Raw genomic sequence first — 21,623 nt, 5'->3', positions numbered from 1 at the left:
AGGGCCATGGCAGTCGGCTCACTTGAAGTAGACGAGGATGCGCCCGGTGTTGCCGGAGTCGACCTCCCGGCGGACGTACAGCTTCCTGATGTGCTTCTGGTCCAGGAAGGCGAGGACACGCGCCCTGAGCTGCCCCGATCCCTTGCCCGGAATGATCTCCGCAACCGTTTCGCCCGAGTGGTTGGCCTTGAAGACGAACTGGCGCAGCGCCAGCTCGATGTCACGGTTGTTGCGGAAGAGGGGATGGAGATCGAGCGACATCATGGGGAGCCTCCTCACTGGAGTCCTGATCTTCTCACCGCTACCTCATACGAGTGACCCTGCCGGATATGTGATCTTCGACGTCTTGTCCCGTGTTTGGCTGCCGGCCATGACGACGACGGACGAACTGCCCTACCCCAGCGGCTGGTTCTACTTGGCACGCGCACGCGAACTGGCCCCCGGCAGTGTCCTGACCCGCCGTTTCCTGGACGAGGACATCGTCCTCCACCGCACCCGCGGCGGCCGGCTCCGTGCGGTGCGTCCCCACTGTCCGCACCTCGGCGCCCAGCTCGTGGCGGGCGGCACCGTGGCGGGCGAGCACCTGGTGTGCCCCGTCCACCGCTTCGCCTTCGCCCCCGACGGCACCTGCGTCGGCACCCCCGACGGACCGCCGCCGTGCGCCCGCCTGGAGCACCACCCCCTCAGCGAGCGCAACGGCCTCGTCCTCGCCTGGTACGACCCGGAGGGCGCCGCACCCAGCTGGGAAGTCCCCGACACCGCCCGGGCCGGAGTCGTACCGACGGCTGCCTGGAGCACAGAGGTGCGCACCCACCCGCAGGAGATCATCGAGAACACCGTCGACTACCGGCATCTGCCCGTCCCGCACCAAGCGGCCGTGCAGGAACTCGACCCGCCCACGACCCAGGGCCCCCTCCTGCACACGCGACCGCGCCGCGGACCGGACCGGCCTCCCGCCCTCAGGCACCGGATCCGGGCCGACCACACGTTCCTGATGGCAGGGCTGGGATACCTCCGTGTCGAACTGCCCCTGCCCTCGCTCGGTCTCGTCGGCTACCTGTGGGCCATGCACACACCCACCGGGCCACGCCGTACCCAGATGCTGGTCGCGACGGCCTGCGCGGACCTCCGCAGGCCCGACGCCACCGGAGCGTCGCTCCCACGGCACGGCCTGCACCGGGCCTTCGCCCGGGCGATGCTGAAGACCGCGGTCGGCAAGGTCCGCCAGGACCTGAGGATCTGGAACACCAAGCGGTACGAGCCGCGCCCCCGCCTCGCGGCGAACGACGAGGGCATCGGCCTGTTCCGCCACTGGGCCCGCCAGTTCTATCCGTCCTCCTGAGGGGCCTCTTCGTGCTGCTTTCCTCAGGGCAGTGTCCGGCACAGCAGCGCAGCGGGTCCCGGACGGCTGCCGAAGCGAGTCGTGAAGGCGATCCCGGCGGCGTACTCGTTCGCCGCGCACTGGCCCTTGTAGTCGCCGTAGGCGAAGTCGCCGCCCGCCCCGTTGGCGGGGCGGTTGTCGGACCGGTCGAACCACAGGGTGCGTCCGGTTCCCGACAGGGCGGTGCGACCCGGCACGCACAACGCCGCCGACACACGCTCCCCGCGCAGGCTGTAGCCGATCAGGAAACCGCCCTGTGGGCACTGGAGTTTGGTGTACCCGGACGCCCAGTCGCCGCCCGCGGGAACGTACCGCTCGTCGGTGACGACGGTCTGCCCCGCGGCGGAGGTCCGCAGATCCGCCGTACCGGTGTCGGTGCACAGGCCGCGACCGGTGGTGTGGCTCAGCCCGATCAACCGCAGCCCATCCGGGCAGGCGGCCTTGTAGGCCCCCGAATCCCAGTCTCCCGTGGCCCGTACGCGCAGGGATTCCACCGCGTCGGCGTGGTCGGTGCTCAGCATCCGCCACACCGGAACGGCCGCGACGGGACCGGCCGTGCTCGGCGCGGACATGAGGTGCTGCCATGCCGTACTGCGCCAGTCGCCGGAGTCGAGGATGCCGTCGCGGTGTCCGGCGGTGTCGTAGCGCAGCAGCGCCCAGTCGTCGTGCCCGGCGAAGCCCACCAGCGGCCAGTACGCGAAGTCGGCGTCGTGGTCGGCGAAGTAGTCGGTGACGTTGCCGAACCAGGTTCGGGCCGCCGCGTTCGTCTCGTTGCTGCCGATGCCGAACTCGCTGATCCACACGGGTGCCGTGTAGTGCCGGCCGGTCTCCTCGACGAAGAACGCCTCGTCGTCGAGAGCAGCGGCGAGCTGGTCGCGGGTCAGATCCTGGTAGCGGGCGTCGTGCGTCTCGCCGATGCCGGTGGCGCCGCTGTGGTGGGGGCCGGTGTAGCCGTAGAAGTGGGCGGAGTAGACCAGCTTGTGGGAGTCGACCAGGGTGTGCGAGAGGGTGCGGGCGGGGGTGAGCATCGGCCGGCCGTGCGGCAGCCCGTCGACGGGCACACCGGTCCAGTTGATGCCCTCGACGACGATGAGGAGACGGGGGTTGGCCTCGGTGAGGATCCGGTCGGCGGCGAGCTGGGCGGCCGCGTACCAGTCGTGGTTGTCGCCCAGGCCCCAGTTGGGGTCGTCCAGGACGTCGCGTCGCACCTCGTTGTACAGGTCGGCGCCGACCACGCGGGGCACGGCGGCGTAGCGGCGGGCCATGAAGACCCAGTCGTCGGTCCACTGCTGCGTGGACTGACTGCTGTTCCACCGCTCGTTGCCGTCGACGCCGCAGCACCAACGGGACGTGTTGGTGTGGTTGTTGAGGATGACGGCGAACCCGCTGTCGCTGAGCGCACCGACGACGGCGTCGTAGATCTGCAGGGGAGTCCTGCCCCGCAGTTGGGGGTTGGCGCTCACGGCGTTGTCCGGCACGGGGGTCGTGCTGTGGATCATCTCGTTGGAGAACGGCAGCCGGATGGTGTTGATGCCCAGCTGGTGGAAGTCGGCGAGCAGCCCGTCCAGCGGGACACGGTCGAGACCGAGCGGAATGCCGTAGGAGTCCTGGCCTGCGTGGTGGTTGGCGGGGTCGGTGATGCTGCCGCTGCCCGTCCACGATCCTTGGGCGCCGTCCCAGTTGGCCGCCTTGAGCCGGAAGCGGTTGCCCTGGGCGTCGACTATGTAGCGGCCCTGCGTCGACAAGGGCGCGGCCCAGGTGGCCGAGGCCGTCACAGCGGCCGGAGAGCGCGGTGGCGGTGTAGTGGCGGACGCCGTTGCCGTCTGCGCGGCCACGAGCAGGAGGCCCGCGGCTGTTGCGGCCAGACGCAGGACAGCTGGTGCTATCGACATGTGGACAGCCCTCGGTAGTTGGGGGGTGCCGCCTGGGGCGGGTGGTGTGACTCCGAGGATGCAGAGTGCCCGATGGGGCTGCGAAGGTCCACACCTGATGCGCCGTCACAAGGACCCTGCCGCAGCAGTGAGGTCCTCGGCGGAACGGGCAGGCCGGTGACCGTGCTGGGCATCGCGGCCCGCTGCAACCGGATCGCCCGGTTCTGACCCGGCAGCGGTGAGTGGAACGACTGGCAGCCGATCGGCTCGATCGGCTGAGGGGGCCTCGTCCACTGCCGACGACTCCCGGACCCCAGAGGCCCGAGCAGATCGCTGCGGAGATTCCGGTTGATCCTTTCCGCCGGGATCTCGAAATCGCGACGCTCGACGTAACCGTTGCCGTCGGCGTCGTAGGCTCCGAAGAGCCTGCTCTGGCCTTGCCGCGCTTCCCGGAGGAGTATGGAAGGCGAGTGAACAAAGGCGAGCAAAGGGGGCCCGTCATGAAGACCGGAGCCTCGGATTACGACGCCTGGCTGTACTCGCACACTCCCTCCCAGGCCGAGGGTGAGCGCGACGAGCCGGCCGAGCGTGCAGCTATGGAGCAGCACCCGGACGTCCCCAGGACCGAGCCGTCCCAGGCGGAGGGAGAGCGGGCGCAGGACGCCGATTCTGCATGATCACCCGTCGGTTTCGTCCCATGGGCATCCGCTTTCAGGGCGGACCGGGCTTGAGTACCCCGCGCTATTTCAGTTGATCGCGTCGAGCAGCATCTGCTCGGGTGGCCGTCGTCGTGGTGCCGGCGTCGCCGCGCCACGGCGGCGGCCACCCGGCTGAACAGCGTCTGCCGGCAGACCTGGCCCACGACGAAGCAGTCGTCCCGGTGACGAAGGGGTGAGCTTCTGGAAGGCCACTGACCGGGAACAGAGCCCTCAGTTCAGGACACTCTGGGTGACGACGATGTGGCCGTCGTCAGGGTTGAGGCTTCCGCCGAGTCGGCTGAAGGCGCCGTCGGTCAGGTCGAGGCACTTGGGTTCCTGCGGGGTCTGGGTGAAGGTGCCCCGGTCGTTGATGCGGACCACCAGCGACCGGCCGTTGGCGGTGTTGGTCACCTGGACGCGCGTGCCGAACGGAAGTTGCGGCTGACGACTCAGTGAAGTCGCCGCCGTGTCGGCGTTGTTGTCGAAGAGCTCGCCGCTGGCGGTGAGGGCGCCCGGTGGCTGGGGGCCGTAGTGCGTCGCCCAGCACTGGTCGGTGGTCTGCGTGGCCGGCGCGTTCCATTTCTGGTTGGCGCCGCCGGTGCAGCTCCAGATCTGGGCGCGGGCGCCGTTGGCCGAGGAGTTGTCGGTGACGTCCAGACACTTGTCGGCCTGCGGGTTGACGATGTCGTGGGCGGCGCTGACGGTCCACTTCTGGTTCGCGGCGCCGGTGCAGGACCACAGCTGGACCTTGGCGCCGTCGGCGGTGGAGTTGCCGGTGACGTCGAGGCACTTGCCGAGGGCGCGGAGGCTGCCGTCGCTGCCGGCCGTCCACTGCTGGGCGGCGGTGCCGTTGCAGTCGTAGAGCTGAACGGCCGTGCCATTGGCGGAACTTGCGCCGACGACGTCGTGGCACTTGCCGGCGAGGCCGGTGATGGTGCCGGTGGCGGCCTGGGCCGGGGCTGCGGCGAGCAGGCCGGTCGACACGGCGAGGACGGCGGCGGCAAGCGTGGAGCGTAACGGTACTGAAGGCGTGGGGGGTTGTGCGGGCAAGGGGGAGCTCACAACCTTTCGCGGTCGGCGGACGGGTGGGCTCGGACCCACCCGGCAGACCTGGAACGTAAAAGGTCTGAACCAATCGCGTCAAGGTCTGAACTGGCCGACAGGAAGGGCGAGTTGTGGCTCTCTCGGTCACTCGCGATCGAGTCGTCGCAAGGCCGGCCGACGGGCGATGCCGGACGGTTCGGTGGCGACAGCAGCCTGCTGTTCCGCCTCCGATACCGGCCGGTGCCGGCGACGGTTGATGAGGATCACGCCGGCCACGACAACGCCACCGCCCAGCACTTCGACCCCTTGCGGGACCTCCCCGAGCCAGACGAAGGACACGACCAGTGCCACCGGTGGTACCAAGTACAGCGCTGCGGTGGATACGGCTAGCGGTAGCCGTGCGACGCCGTAGCCCCAGATGACGAACCCGAGCGCGGAAGGCAGTAGGCCGAGGTAGAGGGCGGACAGCAGGGCGGCGGTCGGAGCCTGGGTCGTGGCACGCACGGCGGCCGGGACCAGGGGCAGAGCGAACACGGTGCCGGCGACCATGGCGTAGGTGGCCACCTCCAGGCCCGTGTACCGGCGCAGGAGCGGCTTCGTGGCACTGTGGTAGACGCCCTGGACGACAGCCGCGGCCACGACGGCCAACGAAGCGGCGCTGAACCCGGAGGCACCGTTGGCCAGGGTGACGACGGCCGTTCCCGCGATGGCGACGGCACTTCCGATGGCGATGTCACGGGTCAGGGGCTCGGAGAGGAAGGTGCTGCCCAGGAGGATGCTGAACACGGGTGCGGACGCGATCAGCAGGCTCGCTGTTCCGGCTGCGACGTGGATCTCCCCCCAGTTCAACAGGATCTGGTAGGCGGTCATGCCGGTGAGTCCGCACAGGGCTGTCAAGGGCAGGTCGCTTCGCCTCGGCAGCCGCACATGAGCGAAAGGCGCTACGGCGACCAGCGCGACGGCGGCGATGGCCAGCCGAAGGAACGACAGAGCCGCCAGACCGAGTCCGTCGACACCGACACGGATCGCCGGAAAGGCGGACGCCCAGAGCGCGACCGTGCCGGCCAGGGCCAGGAAGCGGGGAGAGGTGAACCGAGTAAGCACCCGCCAACCGTGTCGCGACGGAACGAGAAGGTCCAGTTAGGGTTTATTCCCGCTAACCATAGAAGTTCTTAATTGTCCAGCTCGCCGGCCGGAGACCATGCGAAAGGCAGTCTTGATTTTCCCTTCACAAAGCTTAAGCTCGACTTATGCTTGATGTGCGTCGGCTCCGGATCCTGCACCATCTGGCCACCTACGGCACGGTCGCAGCGGCCGCCGATGCCCTGCACCTGACCGCACCGGCCGTTTCCCAACAGCTCGCCGTACTCGAGCGCGAGGCCGGAATGCCCGTGGTGGAGAAGCAGGGCCGCACCTTGAGGCTGACGGCCGCGGGGGAGCTGCTGGTGGCCCACGCCGAAGTGGTCCTCGGCGGCCTTGCCGCAGCGGAGTCCGACCTCGCGGCCCTGCGCGGTGGGCGACGCGGCCTGATCCGGGTGGCCGCGTTCGCGTCGGCCGCCCGCACGCTGCTGCCCCTGGTCTACAGGGCGCTCGCGGAACAGGCCGAGGACTCGGAGCCCGCACTCACCGTGCACCTCGTCGAACAGGAACCCGACGCGGCCCTGGAGGCCCTGCGCAAGCGTGAGACGGATGTGGCCGTCGTGCACAGCTACACCGTGCTGCCCCGGGACTTTCCGTCGGGCAGCGAGCAGGAACTGCTCATGGAGGACCCGGTCGTCGCCGTTCTCCACCCCGATCGTGCGCAGGCATTGGGGCTGACTCCGGGCAGGCCGGCAGACCTGGTCGACCTCGCGCACGATCCCTGGTTGGCTCCGGCACCGGACACGTCCTGCTACGAGATGATCCAGCGCACCTGTGGCGCCGCAGGTTTCGTGCCTGACATCCGTGTACGAAGCAGTGACTTCTCCGTGCTGACCTCACTGGTGGCCGCAGGGGCCGGTGTGGCCCTGGCTCCTCGCCTGGCCGTTCCGGAGAACCCCGAGGGCGTCAGTCTTCATCCGCTGGCGATGCCGGTCAGCAGGACCATCGTCACCGTCAGCCGCTCAGGCACCGCCCACCGCCCCGACATCCATCTGCTGGGTGCCCTCCTGAAGGACGCAGCGACCAGTGCCGCATCAGCTGTGCGCTGAGACGCGCTGACCGGGAGCGGAGCCCGATCAGCGCGCGGTGGACAGCAGAGGGTGCCAGTTCAGGTGGCGGGTGAAGAACCGCGTCGAGCTGTCCAGCTCGTAGGAGGGAACTTCAGCACAGGCTGAGCGATACGGCGGAGACCACCTCGGCCGGGCCTCGGCCCAGAAGGCCGATCAGGCCGGGTTCGAGGGCCGGATGTTCTGGTTGAGGCGGAACAGGTTCGTGGGATCGAAGGCGTCCTTCACCCGCACCAGCCGCTCGTGGACCGTGTCGGGGTACGCGGCGCGCACCTTGTCCTCGGCCGCGTCGCCGGTGAAGTTGACGTACATGGTCCCGCGGCCGTGGCGGGCGATCTCCTCACGGGCGCCGCGGGCCCAGGCGATCTGCGCGTCGAAGCCGGTCGGGTCCGGGGACCGCGCGATCACGTTGCACAGCACGCTCGCATCACGCTGGCTGAAGGCCGTGGCCTCGGCGGGCACGCGGGCGAAGGCACCGCCCAGCTGGTGCAGATGCAGTTCGCTCGAGGGCGAGGGTGACGTCAGGTGATGGCGCAGTACGGCGTCGAGGGCGGCGTCGGACGGCTCGATGAACGCCGACGTGAAGTAGTTGTGCGCGCCCGCCGTCCACAGCGGGTCGAGCAGTGTCTGCATGCCGGTGTACGGCATGGGGCCCATGAGGTCGGCGATCGGGGTCCCCAGCGTCCGCAGCGGGGCGACGGCCGCCTCGCCGGCCGCGGGGTCGCCCGCGTACATGCCGACCAGCACCACGACGCGGGTGCCGTGGACCTCCGGGGGCAGGAAGGGCAGCGGGGGCGCCGTGGTGAAGTTGACCAAGGTCGTCAGCTCGTCGGGCATGTTCCCGGTCAGCTCACGCCAGCCCGTGACCACCTGCCGGGCCTGCTCCAGCGGATAGACGATCAGGCCGGCGAGGACCTGCGGCCCGACCGGGTGCACCTGGTACTCGAGGGAGGTCACGACGCCGAAGTTGCCGCCGCCACCCCGCAGCGCCCAGAACAGCTCGGGGTTCTCGTTCTCGTCCGCGCGCACCACACGGCCGTCCGCCGTGACGACCTCGGCCGCCGTCACGTTGTCGGAGGCCAGACCGTGGCGGCGCAGCAGCCAGCCCACGCCGCCGCCCAGCGTGAAGCCCGCGATGCCGGTCGAGGAGACCAGGCCACCGGTCACGGCCAGGCCGAAGGCCTGGGTCTCGTGGTCGAGGTCGCCCCAGGTCATACCGGTCTGGGCGACCACCCGGCGGCGTACCGGATCCACGAAGGCGCCCTTCATGGGCGACAGGTCGATGACGATGCCGTCGTCGCAGGTCGAGAACCCGGCGATGCTGTGGGAGCCACCGCGTACGGCGACGAGCAGGTCCTGACTGCGGGCGAATTCGACGGCGCGGATCACGTCCGCGGTCCCGGCGCACCGCACGATCAGCGCCGGATGCTTGTCATGGGAAGCGTTCCAGACCGTGCGGGCCTGGTCGTAGTCGGCGTCCCCGGGGCGGACGACAGTGCCGCGCAGGCCTGCCTCCAGTTCGGCGACGGTGGCGTCCCCCAGGATGCCCTTTGCCGTGTCGATCGACATGGTCGGCTCCTCGGTGTGAGTTGGTCGGGCTGACACTCAGGACCGTAGGCAGCTCCTCTTAGCATCCACTCAGCAGCCGCTTTGACCGGACGGCGACCAGGGCCGCGTGCGCCGCAGGACGGCCTGGCCGTGCGTGTCGCCCAGGTCGGCGAAGAGAACACCGGCCCGGGCTGCCGCCGCCTGGGCCGCCACGCGGTCGCCCGCCTCCCACAGCAGCCGGGCCAGCATGAGGGCGACCCACCCGACGGTGCAGGTCGACCCGGCGACGTGTTCCAGGCGCTGGGCGCGGGTCAGCAGGGTGAGGGCTCGCGCCGAGTCGTCCGCGGCCCTGGCCACGAGCCCCAGGTGGAGCAGGCTGTTGGTGGTGCCCGGGATGTCGTCGGTCTCCTCGAAGCCCGCGAGGACATCGCAGAGAGTCGCTTGCGCCCGGTCCGTGTCCCCGGCGGCCAGGTGGAGCAGGCCCAGGCAACCGAGGGTGATGCCCTCCGCCCGGCGGTCGCCGAGCCGGCGCCGGATCTCCAGAGCCGTCTCGAGGTGCTTCCGTGCCGCGTCGTGGCCGCCCTGACTCCGGTGGATGTTGCCGAGGGTGTTGAGGGCCAGGGACTCACCGTGCGGGTCGTCGAGCGCGCGGAAGCAGTCGACACTGTGTTCGGCCGCCGCGACAGCGGCGCCGGTGTCGCCGTCGCGGCGGCTCGCACATGCGAGAGTCGCCAGGGCGTAGCCGCGTGCCCGGGCGGGGCCGACCGTACGGCCGACGAGCACCGTCTCCTCGTAGAACAGCGACACCTGCCCCGACTCGTCGTCCTCGACCACGTAACCCGGTGTCATGACCGGGAAGAAAGGCCCGCGCCCGCCCGGGACGTCATCCAGCAGCCGGAGACACTCGGCGCAGGCCTCGCGCGCCACCGAGCCCTCGCCCCGGCAGACGGCCCACACGCCCTCCAGGTGCGCGGCGGCGGCGAGGACCGAGAGGTCTCCCACATCGTGGGCGAGGGTGCGGGCCAGGTCGAGGGCGGTGCGGGCGCGGTCCCACGTACCCCGCATCCACAGCAGGATCGCCTGCTGACAGTGGGCGTACGCCAGCGCCGCCGGGTCCGCACGCAGCTGGTGGATGCCCACGATCTGCTCGCCGATGTCCTCAAGCGGTGAGCCGTCACCGAGGCGGATCGCCAGCACGGCGCGCCCCATCAGCGCTCTCGCCCGCGCGAGGGTGGGATCCGGTGCGGCGGCCAGGGAGTCCTCCAGCCAGCGGCGGCCCTCGGCGAGGCGTCCCCGTTCGGGCCAGAACGAGCGCAGGGCCACGGCCAGCCGGAGCGCACTGTCCGGTTCGTGGCGCAGGAAAGAGCGCAGGGCGGCCCGGAGATTGCCGTAGTCGGCCTCCAGTTCCAGCGAGGTCGCTCCGCAGATGCCGGTGGGCGGCTCGCGGTCCCGCGCCTCGGCGAGCTCCAGGTAGAACCGGCGATGCCTGGCCTCGGTGGCGGCCAGTTCCCCGGCGGCCCGCAGCCGCTCGGCGGCGTACTGCCGGATCGTCTCCAGCAGCCGGTAGCGGACCTCGTCCTGCCGGGGCTCCGCCCACACCAGGGACTTGTCGGCCAGCCGGCCGAGGAGATCCAGCACCGAGGTGTCCCGCGCACCGTCCGCGCACACCTCCTCGGCCGCGGCGAGGGAGAACCCGTCCGCGAAGACCGCCAGCCGGCGGAACAGGCGCCGTTCCTCCTCGTCGAGCAGCCGGTGGCTCCACTCCAGGGTGGCCAGCAACGTCTCCTGGCGGGTCGCGCCGCGCCGGCTTCCCCGGCCGAGGAGGGCCAGGGCGTCGTCGAGCCGTTCGGCTATCTGACGCGGGGCCAGTACGGGCACCCGAGCCGCCGCGAGCTCCAGGGCCAGGGGCATGCCGTCGAGCCGGAAACAGATCTGCGCGACGGCCTCCGCGTTGCCCGGGGTCAACCGGAACCCGGGGTCCGCGTCGCCGGCCCGCTCGACGAACAGCCGTACCGAGGCGAAGCGGCCCAGCTCCTCCACGGACGGGAGTCGGCGGGGGTCCGGCAGCCCGAGGGAGGGCACCCGGAAGGTACGTTCCCCGTAGCTGCGCAGCGGTTCACGGCTGGTCGCGAGCACGAGCATGCCGGGGCAGCGGGCCAGGACCTCCGAGGCCAGGGCGGCACACGCGTCGATCAGGTGCTCGCAGTTGTCCAGCACCAGCAGCATCTCGCGGCCGCCGAGCTGTGCGATCAGCGCCTCCCGGCCGCCGCCGGACGGCGGCAGCTGCAGTCCCAGGGCAGCGGCGACCGCCTCGGGCACAAGGTGCGGTTCCGCAAGCCCGGCGAGGTCCACGAACCATGCCCCGTCCCGGAAGTCGTCGCCCCGACGAGCCGCCACGGCGAGCGCCAGCCGGGTCTTGCCGCAGCCACCGGCCCCGGTGAGGGTCAACAGCCTGCCCCGCCCGAGCAGCTTCTCCACCTCGGCCATCTCGCGTTCCCGCCCGATGAGGGCCGTCGCCGGCGCCGGCAGACGGTGCCGTGGCGTCGTCGGCCGCTGCTCCCGTGCCTCGACCGAGTCGGCCAGCAGCTCACGGTAGAGACGGCGTGTCTGCGGGTCGGGGTCGGCGCCGGTCTCGTCGCGGAGTGCGTCCCGCAGCTGCTCGAAGTCGGCCAGCGCCTCGCGGCGTCGACCGGCGTCGGCCAGGACCCGCATCAGCGCCCGGTGACCGGGCTCGTGCAGCGGGTCCTGCGCGATCAGGGACCTCAGTACGTCGAGGGCCTCGGCCGTGTGGTGATCTTGCTCCAGCGCCTCGCCGAGCCCCAGCCGGAGCGCCGTACGCCGCCCCTCCAGTGCCTCGGCCGCCTCGGCCGCCCAGGGCTCGTACCGGTCCTCGGGCAGCAGCCCGGCATCGGCCAGGGTGAGCGCGGCACGGTAGTCCGCGGCGCCGCCGCCGTCCGAGGCCCGCCGGGCCGCCTGCTCGAACGAGTCGAGGTCGATCCGCACACCGCCGTCGGGTGCGAGCACCACCATGTCGTCACGGAGGACGAGCACGTCTCCCGGCGCTCCTGTGGAGGCCAGGGCGCGCCGCACGGCGTGCAGCACCTGGTGCAGGTTGTTCGCCGCGGACGCCCCGTCGAGGGCCGGCCACAGGAGGTCGTAGAGCCGTTCCCGGTGCATCCGATGGCCCGGTGACAGACACAGCAGTTTCAGCAGACTCCGGGCCTTGCGCAGCCGCCACGCCCCGGCGGCGACCGGGCGGTCCCCGACCGCAACGGCGAAACCACCGAGGAGCCGGATGTGTACCTCATCGGCCATGGCTGCCCTCACGAGCAGGCTACCGCCCGACCGCATCGCGGACCTGCGGGCCGAATCCTGCCCCCGCCCGGATGCATGACCATGTGCGCGGCGGAAGGATCGGCATAGAAGGATCGGCCGGGGTGGTCCACGCTCCGCGACGCAGTGCGGGGCTCACCACCGACCGGTGTCTCGGTGCCCGTCCGAGCTGGGGGTAAGCCCGTTCCGGCGCTGTTACCGGAGCCTTGACATGGATACGAAACACCTGTTGCGACGTCTTTCGAGTTCTGAAGGATCAGGAGCGCACGCCGCCGGTGCGCCCGTCGCCACCGCCGCCGACTGGGGCCTGCTGCTGGTCCGACTGACCTTCGGACTGCTGATGGCCGCGCACGGCGCGCAGAAACTGTTCGGGATCTTCGGCGGGAACGGCCTGACGGCCACCGGCCGGGCCTTCGCGAGCCTCGGTTACCGACCGGGAAAGCTGTTCGCCGCGATCGGAGGTCTGTCCGAGTGCCTCGGTGGGCTCGGCCTGGCCCTCGGACTGTTCACTCCACTCGCGGCCGCCGCCCTCATCGGCACGATGATCAATGCCATGGTCACGGTCACCGGCGCGCACGGCCTGTGGGACACGGACGGCGGCGTGGAGTACAGCGTCTGCATCACCGTGGTCGCCATCGCCGTCGCGGCCATCGGCCCGGGCCGCCTCGCCCTGGACCGCTTCTTCCGCTGGGGCACGGGCGGCTGGGGCGAGGCGGCGTTCGCCCTCGGCCTGGGCGGGGCTGCCGCTGTGATCACGCTGATTCTTTAGATGACCTCGACAGGGAAGCGAGACTCTGGTGGAGCGAGCGTCATACGTATTACCTTCCTCCAATCTTCGACCGCCTGAGGAGCGCGCCATGCAGCCATCACCGAACGAGCCGACCGATCTTGACCGAGCTCACCTGCTGGCCGCCATCGAGCTCGCGGCCGGCGCGCGGAAGCACGGAAACCATCCGTTCGGCGCGCTGCTGACCGACTCCGCGGGAAGCGTCCTGCTCACGGCCGAGAACACGGTGCTGACGGAACGCGACGTCACCGGTCACGCGGAGATCAACCTGGTGCGGTTGGCCTCGCGCACGCTGGAGCCGGATCAGCTCATCGAGGCCACGATGTACGCCAGCACCGAACCGTGTGCGATGTGCTCCGGCGCCGTCTACTGGAGCGGCATCCGCCGAGTGGTGTACGCGCTCTCGGCCACGGAGCTGAACGCCCTCGCGGGAGCGGACCCCAACGAACCACTGCTCGACCTGCCGTGCCGCCAAGTCTTCGAGTCGGGTGGGAACACGGTGGAGGCGTCCGGGCCGTACCTGTACGAGGAGGCGGCAGCGGTGCACGCCGGGTATTGGGGGTAGGGGAAGCGGTTCCCCCTCATCTACGTGCATCCCAGCGGAACCGTCGGACGGCCACCGCCGCGCCGGCCACCCCCCACAGCAGCAGGACGGCGTGGTCCCGCCACGGGAGGCCTGCGTGGTCCGTGGTGAAGGCGCGGAGCAGGGCGTCGTTGAACGGCTTCACCGGCAGCGCACCGGCGATGCCGTTGAGCAGCGCGGAGTGGATCGGCATGTACGTGCCCGAGATGAATACGAGCGGGAACAGCACCAGTTGTACGACCGACGGCGCCGCCTCCGCGTTGCGGATCAGCGAGGCCACCGCGACTCCGAGGGCGCAGAAGGCGGCCGCGCCGAGCACCAGGGACACCGCGAGCGTGGGCCACTGCGAGACGGCGGGCAGCGGGACACCGTACAGCCTGCCGACCGCCGTGATGAGCAGGACGTCGACCACGCTCACCAGGACGCAGTGCGCCACCAGACCCGCGAAGTACCCGGATGCGGACAGGGGGGTGGCCCGGACCCGCTTCAGTATCCCGCTCTGCCGCCGCATGGCGAGCACGATCGCCAACTGGCTGTAACAGGAGCCCAGTACGGACACCGCCGCGATCGTGGACACGTAGTACTGGAGCGCGGATCGCCCGTAATAGAACTCGCTCTTCCCGATGCCGCCGAACAGTCCGCCGAAGACCGCCATGACCACGACCGGGAAGACGAACGTGAAGAACGCGCTCTGCGGATTGCGCCAGAACGAGAGCTGCTCGTACCGGATCTGATGCCACAGCAGGCGCAGGCCACGGTTCCGGCTCGGCGTATGCCCGGCCGTGGCGCGGGAAGCGGTGATGCTCACCCTGGGCTCCTTTCCAGCGCGTGTTCCGGCGCGCCGTTGTTCTGGTCGGTCAGGTGCAGGTAGACCTCCTCCAGGCTCGGCCGGTCGACCGTCAGCCCGGCGAGCACGGTGTCACGGCGCAGCGCCCAGTCGGTGAGCCGGTACAGCGTCTCCGTCGGCTCCGGCGACTCGACGGAGACCAGGCCGTCCTGGCCGGGCGTGGCGGGAACGGGCAGATCGGCGACCGTGTTTCCGGGCGGCAGCGCGAAGCGGATCCGCGCCCGTGCGGTGTCACGTCCGCCGAGGGTCGCGGGGGTGCCCTCGGCCACGATCCGGCCGTCGGCGATCACCGCCACCCGATCGGCCAGACCCTGGGCCTCTTCCATGTAGTGGGTGGTGAGCAGAACCGTGGTTCCCGCGTCGCGCAGGTCCCGTATCAACTGCCAGGCGTTCCGACGGGCGTTCGGATCGAATCCGGTCGTCGGCTCGTCGAGGAAGAGCAGGCTGGGGTTACCGATCAGGCCCAGCGCGAGATCCAGTCGGCGCTTCTGGCCGCCGGAGAGCGACCGGACCTTCTTCTTCTCCAGCCCGGCGAGACCGACCAGGCCGATCACCTCGTCGACGCCCCGGGGCGCGGGGTAGTAGCCGGCGTTGCGGGCGACCGTCTCCCGTACGGTGAGATAGGGCTCGACCGCGATGTCCTGCAGCACCAGCCCGATCCGCTCGCGCAGGGTGCGCTCGGTGGCCTTCGCACCCGGGTCCAGGCCGAGCACGTCGACCCGTCCCAAGTCGCGGCCCCGAAACCCCTCCAGGATCTCCAAAGTGGTGGTCTTTCCCGCCCCGTTGCGGCCGAGCAGCGCGAAGATCTCCCCGTGCTCGACGGAGAAGCTCACCCCGCGCACCGCCCACACCGTGCCGTACCGCTTGTGCAGGTCCTCCACCACGACCGCGTCAGTCACGGCCGCCTCCGATCGCCGGCCGCAGGGCCGCGAGTGTCAGCTGCGGACGCAACGGATCTCCAACGTCAGGTCGAGATGGAGTCCGGCCATGCCACGGGCCGCCGTCACACCGAACTCGGTGCGGTCGACCCGTGTGGTGGCACGCACGGTGAAGGCATCCGCGAGCACCTCGGAGTGCACGAGCGAAAGGCTGGTCGGCCGGGAGACTCCGCACACGGTCAGCGTTCCGGAGACAGCCGTGGTGTCCACTCGGTCGGAGGTGAACGTGATCAGCGGGTGCCGGTCGGTGTCCAGGAACTTCGCCGACCGTACGGCGTCGTCCCGTTGGGCGTTGCCCGTGCGGAAGCTCGGCGCGTCGACCTCTGCGTGCAGACGTGACTCGGAAAGCGGCTCGGCCACATTGATGGTGCCGCCTCGGATCGCGAACGTGCCGCTCACCGGGAGGAGGCCGAAGACGTGTCTGCTCTTGAACGAGAGGGAGGAACGGTCTGTGTCGATCGTGTAGCGACCGGGCCAGGGCGTTGTCGTGACGGTGTTGCCTGTCGTATCCATGCCTCCATTCCACGGCGTTGGGCATACGGCGCGGCAGGGCGAGCGGTTGGTTCCTCACCCGACGAAGGCTTGCTCACGGAGTCAGGCATAAGACTTTCGTAGGGTCCCGCCGAGGCGGAGGTATTCAGTGCCGGCGGCCGGGGCGGGTGCGCGAGACGGATGGCCTACGGTGAGCTTCATGACCGACGACCGGGGGGCCTGTGACGCACCATGGCGGCGCCGGCACCGGCTCGCCGTGGACGTGATGATCGCGGCCGCCTTCGTGCTGCTCGACACCGGCCTGACACTGACCGGTGCCACCTGGTGGCCCGCCCACCCGGGCACACTCGCCTGGGTGATGCTGGGTGTGCAGGCGCTCGCCTGCGCCTCGCTCACGGTCCGCCGCACGGCCCCGCTGACCGTCGTCGGCGTGCTGGGCGCGTTCACGCTCGTGGTGACGCTGCTCATCTCACCGGCGGGCGTGCTCACACCGGCTCACGAGGGTCAGGTGTGGGCGCCCCTCTCCACCATGCCGGCCGCCTACGGTCCGCTCTTCTACCAACGGAACCGCCGGACCGCGTACTTGGCGCTCGCCGCGTTCACTCTCGTCGTCATGCGGCCCTGGGAGCCGTCCGTCTCGAACATGACGATCGGGCTGCTGCGTATCGCGGTCGGGCCGCTGCTGGCGCTCTACTTCGACACCCGCCGCAGGCTGATGCACGCGCTGGTCGAGCGCGCCGAGCGCGCCGAACGGGAGCGTCATCTGCTGGCCGAGCAGGCCCGCGCCGACGAACGCGCTCGGCTCGCCGGTGAGATGCATGACGTGGTCACCCACCGAGTGAGCCTGATGGTGCTGCAGGCCGGTGCCCTGAAGGTGACGGCGACGGACGAGCCCACCCGGCGAGCGGCGGAGGATCTGCGCGCCGCGGGCTGCCAGGCGCTGGAGGAACTGCGGGACCTGGTGGGCATTCTGCGCACCGCGCCGGAGGGCGACCAGACCCCCTCCGTGGCTGGCTTCGCCGACCTGGTCGCCGAGTCCGTGGCGGTGGGGATACCGACCGAGCTGATCGAGAAGGGCGACCCGGCGCTGGCCTCACCGGTGGTCGGGCGCACCGCCTACCGCGTGCTGCGCGAGGCGCTGACCAACGTACGCAAGCATGCTCCCGGCGCCCGCGTGAGCGTGCGCGTGGAGTACGGCAACGCACAGTTGCAGCTGACGGTCCACAACACGCCACCGTCCGGCGGCCCCCGCAGTGCCCTCGCCGACACCGGCTCCGGTCTCGGCATCGCCCAACTACGGCAGCGCATCGAGCTTGTGCACGGCACATTGCGTGCCGAACCCTGTTCCGACGGCGGGTTCAGCGTCGAGGCGACGCTGCCCGCGTTCGTCCCGACCGCGAAATCGGAGAGGTGAGCATGGCCCGGGTAGTGGTGGTCGACGACGAGCCGATGGTGTGCGGTTTCCTGCGCACCATCCTCGGCTCGGCCCCGGACATCGAGGTCGTCGACGAGGCGCACGACGGCGCGGCCGGTATCGAGGCGGTCCGGCGCAGCCGCCCTGACGTCATCCTGATGGACCTGCGCATGCCGGGCATGGACGGGCTGACCGCGATCGAGCGCATCAACGAGTTGGCCGACCCGCCGAACATCGTGGTGCTGACCACCTTCGACGCCGACCAGTACGTGCTGCGGGCGCTGCGGGCCGGGGCGACCGGCTTCCTGGTCAAGTCCACCCCGCCGGAGGAGCTGATAGGCCTCGTGCGGACCGCCGCCCAGGGGCACACCGTCCTGTCGCCCTCCGCCGCCCGCCGGCTCATCGCCGCCTCGACGGACAAACTCTCGGCCCGCGACCGCGCCCGCGAACTGGTCGACTCGCTGACCGAGCGGGAGGTCCAGGTGCTGGCCGGTGTGGGCGAGGGCTTGTCGAACGCGCAGATCGCGGCGCGACTGTACCTCTCCGAGGCCACGATCAAGGGCTATGTCTCGCGGATGCTGGACAAACTGGGCTGCGTCAACCGCACCCAGGCCGGCCTTCTCGCCCACGACGCGGGGATCACCGACGCCTGATGCCGAGGGCGGCCCGTACTGGGTCGGTCACCGACCTCCGACCGCAGGCCGCGAGCGTCGGCACGTCCTGGCCGGCCTGAAGGGCAACGACTGCCTCCCGCGCCCCCGGCTCCAGTGGGGTGGGCCGGCGTGGTCATTCTTCTCTGCCTTCGTCAGGGTGCCAGGCGACGTTGACCCGAGTGGCGCTGGTGCGCAAGCGAAGATCGGCGGAGTGCTTGTGCCGCCGGAGGATGCCGATCCGCGATTCAGTCACCGTCCCCTCGCACGACCGCGGCGTAACGTCCACCCAACTTGGTTCGCAGGAGCCCAAGTTCGTGTGCGGCGCGGGCTGCGACATGCGAGGAGGGCGGTATGGGCCTGGTCGTTGCCCACCAGTCGTCATCGGGTGTGCTGTCCTGCAGCCCCGCCCGCACCAAGGTGTCGATTTCTGCCACGTGCTGGGCGAAGGCCTGAGCCCATTCCTGTTCGTCGGGCCGGAGGAACGGGGAGCGGCGGAGAAGGAGGAGGTTGACCTGCGTCAGACGGCTGTGCGCATCCGTTGCGATGGCAGGATCCCGGTGCCGCATGGACGTACGCTGGGCCGCCTCGAGCTCGGACAACGCCTCCCATACCTCCCGCAGAGCCTCCACTCGCTGAGCGCGGAAGTTCGCCCGTGCCTCACGGGCCTGCGCTCGCTGCCATTGCCACAGTCCGGCTCCCGTGGCCAACCCGGTGCCCATGAAGGTGAGAACGCCCACGACGACCGTGTCCGAGACCATGGTGTGAGGCTACTGAAGCCCTGAGTGGACAGGCGAGGGTCCGTTGTCAGAAGGGTGCCGAGCGGGTGATCGAGGCGAGCGCGTGCTGGAGGGTGCCGTCGGTCGACGGGCGGTCCTGCCAGCGGGCGCCGATGTGACCGTCGGGTCGGACGAGGAGCGCTCCCTGCGGGCGGATGCCGCAGAGGTCGGCGTGCTCCTTCGGAAGGTGCTCGATGCGCAGTGGCCACCGTGCGTCGGTTCGGTGGGCCCAGTGGGTGGGGTCCGGGGTGAGCAGGGTGAACCACTCGCCGAAGGCGTCGAGCGTGGAGCGGCCGGGTGTGAGCCAGAAGTGGGGCATGCGATGACCCGGCTCTGCGGTGGGAACGTAGTCCGTGTCTCCGTCGGACAGTTCGGGTGCGGTGCTGTTGCCCGTGAGGACGGCCGCGGAGTCGTAGGTGACGCCGAGCACGAGACCCAGTTGGGCGAAGAACCGGTCCGACCAGGGGAGTTCGATCTCGGACGACGTCGGCTCGCCGGTGGCGAACTGGTCGCGGCGCCTGGTCAGTACGTGGACCATGAGCTTGGTGTTGGCCACCGCCTGGCTGAGCGTCCGGAGGGCGACGGGGTGGCGTTCCTTCTCGTAGGTGTCCAGCAGGTTGGGTTCGGCCCAGCCGTGGAGCACGCCCGCCAGTTTCCAGCACAGGTTGTGCACGGCGGCGAGGCCGGTGTTCATGCCCAGGCCGCCGATGATGGGCAGTGCGTGCGCGGCGTCGCCGGCCAGCAGGATCCGGCCGTGCAGGAAGCGCTGGGCGACGAACGCGTTCATCACCCAGTGCTGGACCCGTACCACCTCGGCTTCCACGTCCGCTCCGGGGCCGAGGGCGCGTGCGACGACGTCTGGCCAGTCGGCCTCCCTGGTGTGTTCGGGTGTGGCACCGAACCAGGCCCAGCCTCCTTCGGGGTAGAGCGGGGCGAAGGAGCCGTGCGGGGTGAAGTAGACCCCGGCGGGCTGGTGCGCGCACCAGCGGCCGAGGTCGGCGTCGAACACGACGGTGGTGAAGCCGCCCAGTGCTCCGGGGCCCTCGGTGCCGATCCCGAGCAGTGACCGGACGGTGGAGCCGGCGCCGTCGGCGGCCAGTACGTAACGGGCGCGGACGCGCGTCTCCTCGCCGCGTCGGTGGTCGGCGAGCAGGGCCACGACGCTCTCGGCTTCCTCGGTCAGATCGACTAGTTCGACGCCGAACCGCACTTCCGTGTCTGCCGCGGCGAGCAGCGTGGGTTCCAGGCGGTCCTGCGAGGTGACCACGCCGATCACGGGGCTTTCGGGAACCGGCGCGTTGACGCCGACCATCGCCGCCGTGGAGAAGTCCCGGCCGTGCAGGGTGTCTCGGAAGCGGACGCGGCCGTACTTCGGTGCGAACGCGTCGGCCGTGATCCTGTCGGCGAGCCCCAGCTGGCGAAAGATCTCCATCGAGCGCACGTTGACCAGCCGGGACCGCGGAAACGGTGACAGCGCGGCGTGCTTCTCGACCAGCAGTACCCGCACGCCCCAGCGCTCCAGCAGCGCTCGGGCGGCGAGCCCGACCGGACCGCCGCCGACGATCAGTACCTCCACCTCGGCGTTCGCCACGGCCATGTCGAGCTCCTCCTGCTCACCTCGGAACTGCCGGGGCCCTCGGTGTCCGTCGGCGATGCCGTCTCGGGATTTCGGGCTGAGCCGTCATGAGATCAATGATCCGCACCCGGCGGCGGGCCGCAATGCGGGATGCATGGGGGAGGGCCCCGCAGGCGGGGGCCCTGGTCGAGCGGGTCAGGGCCTGAGGAAGACCACCGAGCGGAGCTTCAGGCGGGCCGTGGCCGGGTTGCCGTGGGGACGGAGGGTCCAGGAGTCGCCCGAGCAGTCGGGCTCGGTGAAGACGATGGCGAACTCGTCGGTGTCGTTGTGCGGGGCGAAGGCGGGCTCGGAGGCGCCCGGGTCGGCGACTTCGGGCAGAGTGACGCACTCGTCGCTGGGCGGGTCGTGCAGGGCGGCCGCCTGGGGCCGGCCGTTCAGGCCGACGAACTGGTAGCCGAAGTCGCCGGTGGCGGCCTGGGCGGGCGTGGCCAGGACGGCGGTGAGGGCCATGGCACCGCAGACGGCGGCGACGGAGTTCCGGAGACGCACAGAGTTCTCGTTTCGTGAGGACGACCAAGGTCATCTGCAGCCCTGCTCCCCACGAGCACCTCGCATGCGGACCCTCGGAGCAGAAGCGTTCCGCTGTCACCCGTACGGACGCGCCCCCGGTCGGCACCCCGGTCGGCGCCCCGGTTGTCATGGGCTCGTGCTACCCAGGTGGTGAACTCGGAGGTGGCCCGATGCTGCTCGACATGACCGCACCGCAGGCTCTCGCCGCCGTCGCGGCGATCCACGCAGGCGACGTACCCGCACTGCAGGACCTGCTCGCCGCCCATCCGGGCCTGGCCACAGCCCGGCTGGGCGACACGAAGACCGCCCGCACGCTCTTGCACATCGCCACGGACTGGCCCGGCCACCACCCGCGCGGCCCGCACACCGTCTCCGCCCTGGTCGAGGCGGGAGCCGACGTGAACGCACGCTTCACCGGCCCGCACCGCGAGACGCCGCTGCACTGGGCGGCCGGCAACGACGACGTTCCCGTCCTGGACGCCCTGCTCGATCTTGGCGCAGACATCGAAGCCGACGGCGGGGTCATCGGCGGCGGCACCCCGATCGCCGACGCGGTCGCCTTCGGCCAGTGGAACGCCGCGCGGCGCCTGATGGACCGCGGCGCCCGCACCAGCCTGTGGCAGGCCGCCGCCCTCGGTGAAGCCGACCGCGTCGCCGCCTGTTTCCCGCCCCAGGCCGGGCCGCCGAGCCGCGAGGAGATCACCAACGCGCTGTGGTGCGCCTGCCACGGTGGACAACAGCCGATCGCCGCCCACCTGTTGGAGCACGGCGGCGACGTCGACTGGATCGGCCACGACGGGCTGACCGCACTCGACGCCGCCGACAGATCCGGCCACCCCACCCTGGTCGCCTGGCTGCGGGAGCAGGGAGCGATGTCGGCCGAGGACCTCGCCTGACATCGCCCC

The 21,623-nt window shown here is 70.7% G+C and carries 20 protein-coding genes; 8 read left to right on the top strand and 12 right to left on the bottom strand.

Features of this window, described 5'->3' with window-relative positions; all coding sequences use genetic code 11:
- Window positions 1-18: 18 nt before the first annotated feature.
- Window positions 19-264 carry a Smr/MutS family protein gene (locus ACIRVH_RS26680; RefSeq protein WP_403957721.1) on the bottom strand — a complete coding sequence of 82 codons (246 nt, stop codon included), beginning with the start codon at window positions 262-264 and terminating at the stop codon, window positions 19-21.
- A gap of 106 nt (window positions 265-370) precedes the next feature.
- On the opposite strand from ACIRVH_RS26680, the gene ACIRVH_RS26675 reads away from it, so the two are divergent.
- On the top strand, window positions 371-1,342 hold the full coding sequence (locus ACIRVH_RS26675; RefSeq protein WP_403957719.1) for an aromatic ring-hydroxylating dioxygenase subunit alpha: 972 nt from the start codon (window positions 371-373) through the stop codon (window positions 1,340-1,342).
- 23 nt (window positions 1,343-1,365) lie between these two features.
- Here the strand turns inward: ACIRVH_RS26675 and ACIRVH_RS26670 are convergent, their stop codons facing one another.
- Entirely contained in the window at window positions 1,366-3,273 is a 1,908-nt protein-coding gene (locus ACIRVH_RS26670) for a glycoside hydrolase family 5 protein (RefSeq protein WP_403957716.1), read from the bottom strand.
- Between the two features lie 479 nt (window positions 3,274-3,752).
- Between ACIRVH_RS26670 and ACIRVH_RS26665 the strand changes: the two genes are divergently transcribed.
- Window positions 3,753-3,929 (top strand): hypothetical protein, encoded by a 177-nt coding sequence (locus ACIRVH_RS26665; RefSeq protein WP_403957714.1) that lies wholly within the window; start codon window positions 3,753-3,755, stop codon window positions 3,927-3,929.
- Between the two features lie 252 nt (window positions 3,930-4,181).
- On the opposite strand, the gene ACIRVH_RS26660 is transcribed toward ACIRVH_RS26665, so the two are convergent.
- The gene (locus ACIRVH_RS26660) at window positions 4,182-4,934 is read right to left on the bottom strand and encodes a lectin (RefSeq protein ID WP_403957711.1); all 753 of its coding nucleotides are present in this window, start codon (window positions 4,932-4,934) and stop codon (window positions 4,182-4,184) included.
- Between the two features lie 204 nt (window positions 4,935-5,138).
- The gene (locus tag ACIRVH_RS26655; protein ID WP_403957708.1) at window positions 5,139-6,098 is read right to left on the bottom strand and encodes a DMT family transporter; all 960 of its coding nucleotides are present in this window, start codon (window positions 6,096-6,098) and stop codon (window positions 5,139-5,141) included.
- Between the two features lie 146 nt (window positions 6,099-6,244).
- On the opposite strand from ACIRVH_RS26655, the gene ACIRVH_RS26650 reads away from it, so the two are divergent.
- Window positions 6,245-7,183: a LysR family transcriptional regulator gene (locus ACIRVH_RS26650; RefSeq protein ID WP_403957705.1), complete on the top strand. Its 939-nt coding sequence runs from the start codon at window positions 6,245-6,247 to the stop codon at window positions 7,181-7,183.
- Window positions 7,184-7,357: 174 nt separating this feature from the next.
- On the opposite strand, the gene ACIRVH_RS26645 is transcribed toward ACIRVH_RS26650, so the two are convergent.
- Both ACIRVH_RS26645 and ACIRVH_RS26640 read right to left on the bottom strand, forming a co-directional pair.
- The gene (locus ACIRVH_RS26645; protein ID WP_403957701.1) at window positions 7,358-8,770 is read right to left on the bottom strand and encodes an FAD-binding oxidoreductase; all 1,413 of its coding nucleotides are present in this window, start codon (window positions 8,768-8,770) and stop codon (window positions 7,358-7,360) included.
- Window positions 8,771-8,839: 69 nt separating this feature from the next.
- Window positions 8,840-12,064 (bottom strand): BTAD domain-containing putative transcriptional regulator, encoded by a 3,225-nt coding sequence (locus ACIRVH_RS26640; protein ID WP_403957698.1) that lies wholly within the window; start codon window positions 12,062-12,064, stop codon window positions 8,840-8,842.
- Window positions 12,065-12,293: 229 nt separating this feature from the next.
- On the opposite strand from ACIRVH_RS26640, the gene ACIRVH_RS26635 reads away from it, so the two are divergent.
- The gene (locus tag ACIRVH_RS26635; RefSeq protein ID WP_403957695.1) at window positions 12,294-12,851 is read left to right on the top strand and encodes a DoxX family protein; all 558 of its coding nucleotides are present in this window, start codon (window positions 12,294-12,296) and stop codon (window positions 12,849-12,851) included.
- Between the two features lie 88 nt (window positions 12,852-12,939).
- The gene (locus ACIRVH_RS26630) at window positions 12,940-13,434 is read left to right on the top strand and encodes a nucleoside deaminase (protein WP_403957692.1); all 495 of its coding nucleotides are present in this window, start codon (window positions 12,940-12,942) and stop codon (window positions 13,432-13,434) included.
- A 16-nt stretch (window positions 13,435-13,450) separates the two neighbouring features.
- Here the strand turns inward: ACIRVH_RS26630 and ACIRVH_RS26625 are convergent, their stop codons facing one another.
- Genes ACIRVH_RS26625 through ACIRVH_RS26615 form a run of 3 tightly spaced genes read right to left on the bottom strand, consistent with a single transcriptional unit; the run spans window position 13,451 to window position 15,750 of the window.
- A complete protein-coding gene (locus ACIRVH_RS26625) occupies window positions 13,451-14,260 on the bottom strand; it encodes an ABC transporter permease (protein ID WP_403957690.1) in 810 nt (269 codons plus the stop codon).
- Window positions 14,257-15,198, bottom strand: coding sequence for an ABC transporter ATP-binding protein (locus ACIRVH_RS26620; RefSeq protein WP_403957687.1), 942 nt, complete (start codon window positions 15,196-15,198; stop codon window positions 14,257-14,259). The genes ACIRVH_RS26625 and ACIRVH_RS26620 overlap by 4 nt, the downstream gene beginning before the upstream one ends.
- A gap of 36 nt (window positions 15,199-15,234) precedes the next feature.
- Window positions 15,235-15,750 (bottom strand): YceI family protein, encoded by a 516-nt coding sequence (locus ACIRVH_RS26615; protein WP_403957684.1) that lies wholly within the window; start codon window positions 15,748-15,750, stop codon window positions 15,235-15,237.
- A 178-nt stretch (window positions 15,751-15,928) separates the two neighbouring features.
- On the opposite strand from ACIRVH_RS26615, the gene ACIRVH_RS26610 reads away from it, so the two are divergent.
- A complete protein-coding gene (locus ACIRVH_RS26610) occupies window positions 15,929-17,143 on the top strand; it encodes a sensor histidine kinase (RefSeq protein WP_403957681.1) in 1,215 nt (404 codons plus the stop codon).
- A 2-nt stretch (window positions 17,144-17,145) separates the two neighbouring features.
- A complete protein-coding gene (locus tag ACIRVH_RS26605; RefSeq protein WP_403957678.1) occupies window positions 17,146-17,796 on the top strand; it encodes a response regulator in 651 nt (216 codons plus the stop codon).
- 245 nt (window positions 17,797-18,041) lie between these two features.
- Here the strand turns inward: ACIRVH_RS26605 and ACIRVH_RS26600 are convergent, their stop codons facing one another.
- The 3 genes from ACIRVH_RS26600 to ACIRVH_RS26590 all read right to left on the bottom strand — a co-directional run bounded on the left by ACIRVH_RS26600 (window position 18,042) and on the right by ACIRVH_RS26590 (window position 20,697).
- Window positions 18,042-18,554: a hypothetical protein gene (locus ACIRVH_RS26600; RefSeq protein ID WP_403957675.1), complete on the bottom strand. Its 513-nt coding sequence runs from the start codon at window positions 18,552-18,554 to the stop codon at window positions 18,042-18,044.
- Window positions 18,555-18,600: 46 nt separating this feature from the next.
- Window positions 18,601-20,169, bottom strand: a complete 1,569-nt coding sequence (locus ACIRVH_RS26595) for an FAD-dependent monooxygenase (RefSeq protein ID WP_403957673.1) — start codon at window positions 20,167-20,169, stop codon at window positions 18,601-18,603.
- A gap of 174 nt (window positions 20,170-20,343) precedes the next feature.
- Window positions 20,344-20,697, bottom strand: coding sequence for a hypothetical protein (locus tag ACIRVH_RS26590; RefSeq protein ID WP_403957670.1), 354 nt, complete (start codon window positions 20,695-20,697; stop codon window positions 20,344-20,346).
- A 203-nt stretch (window positions 20,698-20,900) separates the two neighbouring features.
- Here ACIRVH_RS26590 and ACIRVH_RS26585 point away from each other — a divergent pair, with 203 nt between their 5' ends.
- Entirely contained in the window at window positions 20,901-21,614 is a 714-nt protein-coding gene (locus tag ACIRVH_RS26585) for an ankyrin repeat domain-containing protein (protein ID WP_403957666.1), read from the top strand.
- Window positions 21,615-21,623: the final 9 nt, after the last annotated feature.

The sequence above is a fragment of the Streptomyces sp. NPDC101165 genome (assembly GCF_044768135.1).
Lineage (GTDB): Bacteria > Actinomycetota > Actinomycetes > Streptomycetales > Streptomycetaceae > Streptomyces.
Note: the sequence above shows the minus strand (reverse complement) of the source record. Positions and strands in the feature narration are given on the sequence as shown.

Coding starts and splice junctions, on each gene's coding strand:
- ACIRVH_RS26630 (WP_403957692.1), top strand. CDS start 12,940: ATGCAGCCATCACCGAACGAGCCGACCGATCTTGACCGAGCTCACCTG.
- ACIRVH_RS26675 (WP_403957719.1), top strand. CDS start 371: ATGACGACGACGGACGAACTGCCCTACCCCAGCGGCTGGTTCTACTTG.
- ACIRVH_RS26585 (WP_403957666.1), top strand. CDS start 20,901: ATGACCGCACCGCAGGCTCTCGCCGCCGTCGCGGCGATCCACGCAGGC.
- ACIRVH_RS26650 (WP_403957705.1), top strand. CDS start 6,245: ATGCTTGATGTGCGTCGGCTCCGGATCCTGCACCATCTGGCCACCTAC.
- ACIRVH_RS26680 (WP_403957721.1), bottom strand. CDS start 264: ATGATGTCGCTCGATCTCCATCCCCTCTTCCGCAACAACCGTGACATC.
- ACIRVH_RS26665 (WP_403957714.1), top strand. CDS start 3,753: ATGAAGACCGGAGCCTCGGATTACGACGCCTGGCTGTACTCGCACACT.
- ACIRVH_RS26635 (WP_403957695.1), top strand. CDS start 12,294: ATGGATACGAAACACCTGTTGCGACGTCTTTCGAGTTCTGAAGGATCA.
- ACIRVH_RS26670 (WP_403957716.1), bottom strand. CDS start 3,273: ATGTCGATAGCACCAGCTGTCCTGCGTCTGGCCGCAACAGCCGCGGGC.
- ACIRVH_RS26595 (WP_403957673.1), bottom strand. CDS start 20,169: ATGGCCGTGGCGAACGCCGAGGTGGAGGTACTGATCGTCGGCGGCGGT.
- ACIRVH_RS26640 (WP_403957698.1), bottom strand. CDS start 12,064: ATGGCCGATGAGGTACACATCCGGCTCCTCGGTGGTTTCGCCGTTGCG.
- ACIRVH_RS26610 (WP_403957681.1), top strand. CDS start 15,929: ATGACCGACGACCGGGGGGCCTGTGACGCACCATGGCGGCGCCGGCAC.
- ACIRVH_RS26600 (WP_403957675.1), bottom strand. CDS start 18,554: ATGGTCTCGGACACGGTCGTCGTGGGCGTTCTCACCTTCATGGGCACC.
- ACIRVH_RS26605 (WP_403957678.1), top strand. CDS start 17,146: ATGGCCCGGGTAGTGGTGGTCGACGACGAGCCGATGGTGTGCGGTTTC.
- ACIRVH_RS26615 (WP_403957684.1), bottom strand. CDS start 15,750: ATGGATACGACAGGCAACACCGTCACGACAACGCCCTGGCCCGGTCGC.
- ACIRVH_RS26645 (WP_403957701.1), bottom strand. CDS start 8,770: ATGTCGATCGACACGGCAAAGGGCATCCTGGGGGACGCCACCGTCGCC.